3 protein-coding genes are annotated in these 4913 nt (G+C 36.3%); all 3 read left to right on the forward strand.

Annotated features, from left to right (window positions below; translation table 11 throughout):
• Positions 1–33 precede the first annotated feature (33 nt).
• The 3 genes from AAGF08_RS20200 (at position 34) to AAGF08_RS20210 (ending at position 4746) form a co-directional block, all read left to right on the forward strand.
• The gene (locus AAGF08_RS20200; RefSeq protein WP_343513257.1) at positions 34–1305 is read left to right on the forward strand and encodes an adenylosuccinate synthase; all 1272 of its coding nucleotides are present in this window, start codon (positions 34–36) and stop codon (positions 1303–1305) included.
• A gap of 154 nt (positions 1306–1459) precedes the next feature.
• Positions 1460–3730, forward strand: coding sequence for a PKD domain-containing protein (locus AAGF08_RS20205; protein WP_343513258.1), 2271 nt, complete (start codon positions 1460–1462; stop codon positions 3728–3730).
• On the forward strand, positions 3730–4746 hold the full coding sequence (locus tag AAGF08_RS20210; RefSeq protein WP_343513260.1) for a type IX secretion system membrane protein PorP/SprF: 1017 nt from the start codon (positions 3730–3732) through the stop codon (positions 4744–4746). The genes AAGF08_RS20205 and AAGF08_RS20210 overlap by 1 nt, the downstream gene beginning before the upstream one ends.
• Positions 4747–4913: the final 167 nt, after the last annotated feature.

Genomic DNA, 4913 nt, shown 5'->3' on the forward strand with positions numbered 1-4913 from the left:
AGTGTTAGCATAAACGAATAGATCGCACATCAAATGAAGATGGATGTACTTCTGGGCCTCCAATGGGGAGACGAAGGAAAAGGAAAAGTAGTAGACGTTCTCGCACCTCAATATGAAATTGTAGCACGATTCCAAGGGGGACCGAACGCAGGTCATACACTCGAGTTTGATGGAATCAAGCATGTATTACATCAAATACCTTCAGGAATTTTCCGTTCCCAGATATTAAATATTATTGGCAATGGCGTGGTATTAGACCCAATTGTCATGAAAAAGGAAATTGATGGATTAGCTAAATTTAAGATTGACTACAAGAAGAATTTAGTGATCTCCAAAAAAGCAACGATCATCATTCCTTCTCACAAACTTCTTGATGCTGCTTACGAGCAATCCAAAGGAGATAAAAAAATAGGTTCTACTTTAAAAGGGATAGGGCCTACCTATCAAGATAAAATTGGTAGATCTGCTTTGAGAGTAGGGGATATGTTAAGCCCTGATTTTAAAGACAAATATAATGCACTGGTAGAAAAGCATAAAACTATCCTTTCATTTTATGATCATCCATTAGACGCATTAGCCGAAATGGAAGAACAATTTTTTGCTGCAATCGAGTTTTTCAAAACATTGAACTTGGTTGACAGTGAGTATCTGGTAAATGATGCTTTTTCAGAGAAGAAAAGAATTCTAGCTGAAGGTGCTCAGGGCTCATTACTAGATGTGGATTTTGGATCCTATCCTTTCGTAACTAGCAGTACCACCATGACCGCTGGCGCATGTACAGGTTTAGGAGTGTCTCCTTCCAAAATCGGTGAAGTATTTGGGATTTTTAAAGCTTATTGTACTAGAGTAGGAAGTGGTCCTTTCCCAACTGAACTTTTTGATCAAACTGGTGAGGACATGAGAAAAGAAGGAAATGAGTTTGGCAGTACCACTGGACGTCCTAGAAGATGTGGTTGGTTAGATTTGCCTGCTTTGAAATACTCAATTATGATTAATGGCGTAACTCAATTATTTATGATGAAAGCTGATGTCCTTAATATTTTTGAGGAGATTAAAGTTTGTACGCATTATGAATTGCCATCAGGTGAAAAAATAGATCGATTAAGTTTTGAAATTTCTGAGGTTGATGCAAAGCCAGTTTATAAAACCTTAAAAGGATGGAATTGCTCATTGGAAAATATTGATTCCTACGAGAAGTTCCCAAGTGAATTGAAAAACTATGTAAGTTATCTAGAAAGCGAATTAAACGTTCCGATAAAATTAGTTTCTGTTGGGCCAGATAGGAAACAGACTATTTTAAGGTAATATCTAAATAAGATTGATGAGCCTTCGGTTTTTAACTGAAGGCTTTTTTATTTCTTAGATATTATTGCCTTAATTTAGGAACGATAAAACAGCTACTTTGAAAACCCAAATTACCCTTATCACCATTCTTGTTTTTTTATTCCAGTTGAACCTTATGGCTCAATCAGGATTTCCTTATTGTGAGCCATTTGATTCTAAAACCACAAAATCTTCTACCATTTTCGGTGCTGATGCGCAATTAGTTGACGGTGCTTTAAGACTTACTAACAATCAGGTAGATCAAAGAGGCTATGTCTATATAGATATTCCTTTTTCCTCTTCTTATGGTATTAAAACTTCATTTGAATATTTTAGCTACGGTGGAGATGGTGCTGATGGAATTGCCTTCTTTCTTTTTGATGCATCTGTCCCAAATTTTGCGATTGGTGGTTTTGGAGGATCATTGGGTTATTCAAAAAGGAATAATGAACCAGGGCTAGCGGGTGCATACTTGGGTGTTGGTTTTGATGAATTTGGGAATTTCGGAAACACAGCTGAGGGAAAATCCAGTGGTTTTCCAGGAGTAGGTGAAAGTTATGTGCCTGACGCGATCGTGATAAGAGGTCCGGGAAATGGGTTTACCGGCTATGAATTTATAAGTGGTAGAAAAACAATGGCCTCAGGTCCAGATGGATTGGCCTCAGATCAATTCTTCCCGATAAGTTCTGGGGGAATAGGAACGCAAAGAGTTACAGATTTAAATGAACCCGGATATAGAAAAGCAAATATCAGCTTGATTCCTAACCCTTCTGGGATTGGATATTTAATCACTCTGGTGATGGATTATACCGTATTTCAAAATATTCATCGAACTATTACAATTTTTCAGGATGTCCCTTTTCCATATGAAGCACCAGCAAATTTAAAACTTGGCTTCTCTGCCTCAACCGGAGGCTTAACCAATTTCCATGAAATAAGAAATCTTGTTGTTGAAGTTGCTAATGATGAGGATTTACAAAACCCAGTTGGGAGTGATATAGATGATCTGGAATCTTGTGCTGGAGCGGACAATACTTATTATATAACAGAGGAGAATGTTGAATTATTGAACGAAAATGCTTCTATTTCCTGCTTGCAGTTTTTTTCTTCTTTAGAAGAAATAGAAAGTGAATCGGGGGATGTTTGTGAACAGGCAAAGTGTGATGATGTAAATAAATTTTTAGTCATGCCTGAAGGAGTCTTTGAGGCTACTAATGAACCTGGTGGGTTTTTATTTGTTCCAAATCAAGATTTTGTCGGCGATGAGGTAACAGTTTATTACACAGTCACAGATAACTATGGTAAAAGGTCTCAGGGAAATTCTCTTTCTATAAAAATTCTTGAATCTCCTCCTGCAATGAAGTTGGTTAAATCTGAAGGAGAGGAATTGGTAAATGAAATTTTCTTATGTGGAGGGGAATCGGTATTACTAAAAGGGATTTCAGAAGTACCTTATTCAAAAGTGGAATGGAGAAAAGATGGAGTGAAAATCCAAGGTGAAGAAGATTTTGAATATAGTGCAAGGCAATCTGGCGTATACACTATACTAGGATATAATGAGAGAGGCTGTTCCATTGCATCTAACGAGATAAAGATAACTTTTCCAGAGTCTCCCGAATACGGGATAGAAAACCCTATTGTAGGTTGCGATCCAAGTGAAGGTGTAGATATAACTTCCTATTTGGATGGGTATGATTCGGAAACGTATGATTATTTGTTGGTTGGAAATGGGAAATCATATTTGAATGATGAGATGAAAAATATAGTTGAATCAGGACAATATGAATTAACTGTAAAACCAAAGTCTGTAGATTGTTACGCTGACCCTATTCAAATTGAAATCATAATTTTGGAGGAAGAATTTATAGCTGATTTTGAATTTTCAGTAAGAGGCCTTGGGATAACAGGAGATGAAGATGGAGGTATATTCCCAGATGACCCGGTTCAATTTGAAAATTTATCGGATAATACTGCTGTTAATTGGCTTTGGGATTTTGGAGATGGAAGTACAAGTGAAGAAGAAAACCCTATTTATGTTTTTGGAAAAAAAGGAGTGTTTGATATTGTTCTTACAGTAGAAAATGAATTAGGATGTACCGCCACTGTAACGAAGCGTCTTTCCATCACGAAAAGCTACAGGATTATGGTTCCAACTGGATTTACTCCCTTAGAACAAGAGAATAAAACATTTGTACCGAAGTTTAAAGGGATAGTAAGTATGAAACTTTCGATCTTTAATGTGTGGGGAGAATTTATTTTTCAAACAGATGATCTTAATTCACAAGGATGGGATGGAACCTTAAACGGTAATTTGCTTGATGCGGGAATTTTTGTTTACAGGGTAGACGCGGTAGCTAAAGACGGTGAGAAAGTGACAGAAACAGGTAAATTTAGACTAATTCGCTAATGAAAAGAGTATTTGTTTTCTTCCTTTTGTTTCGAATTGGAGATATACTGGCACAAGACATACAGTATAGTCAATTTTATGCGAATCCGCTCTATCTAAACCCTGCACTTACAGGGAGTACTGGATTTACAAGGCTTGGTGTAAATTTCAGGAATCAATGGCCTGCTTTAGATGAAAGTTTCATAGCTTATTCAGCCTATGCCGATCACTTTATTGAGAAGTACCAATCAGGAATAGGAATTAGTATCTCTGGTGCTAAAGAATCGTATACCGAAAGCCAAACCTTTGAATTAGGTGTATTATATAGTTACAGGCTAAGGTTAGGAGAATCTCGTTTTTTGCATGCAGGGGTGCAGGGTTCATATATAGGGAGAGATGCTCTTTTTGATCAAGTGATTTTAGGAACTCAGTTAGACATAGATAGAGGCCAGATTATAGGTTCCCCTGGTGATGGATTCAATGGGGACAGCAAATTGAGGGATGTAGATTTACATACAGGTCTACTTTATTATGATAGTAAATTTTGGTTAGGGGTGTCAGCATTTCATCTACTTAGACCAGAGATTAGCTATCTTGAGGTAGATGCGAATAAATTACCGATGAAATATTCTGTGCAGGGGGGCTTGAAAATTGATATGGCACCTGGTGATATAAATGATTATTTCAATAATACAGATCAGGAGCGTTCATTATCATTTGCTTTTAATTATAAGCAACAGGGGCAATTCTCTCAATTGGATATTGGGTCAGAGTTTTATTTCGAGCCCTTGGTTCTTGGAGTATGGTATAGAGGCTTGCCTACTAAGTATAGTTTACCAAATAATGAATCAATTATTTCATTGCTTGGTGTTCGTCTGAATAATGGAATTGAATTTGGATATAGTTTTGATTTTTCTATCTCTAAATTGGGTCAAAGATATTCTGGAGGAGCGCATGAAGTTTCTATCAGATATGTTTTTTCCTCTAAAGACCCCTCAAAAAAGTACTATCCAGAACTTCCCACTTTTAGGTATTAATAAAAAGCCCTCTATTTTCAGAATAAAATTTGGTATTTTAAAGTTTTAAAAAATAACATTTAAGGGGGTTAATTGAATTCGACACTTTTTAAAATTATATATTGTAATTTTTTTTTCTCTTCACTTTCAGTGCTTTACATTAAGAAATAAGATTTTCTTTAGGATTT

It is taken from the genome of Algoriphagus sp. SE2 (assembly GCF_039563885.1).
In the GTDB taxonomy this organism is placed as follows: Bacteria; Bacteroidota; Bacteroidia; order Cytophagales; family Cyclobacteriaceae; genus Algoriphagus.

Coding starts and splice junctions, on each gene's coding strand:
- AAGF08_RS20200 (WP_343513257.1), top strand. CDS start 34: ATGAAGATGGATGTACTTCTGGGCCTCCAATGGGGAGACGAAGGAAAA.
- AAGF08_RS20205 (WP_343513258.1), top strand. CDS start 1,460: ATGGCTCAATCAGGATTTCCTTATTGTGAGCCATTTGATTCTAAAACC.
- AAGF08_RS20210 (WP_343513260.1), top strand. CDS start 3,730: ATGAAAAGAGTATTTGTTTTCTTCCTTTTGTTTCGAATTGGAGATATA.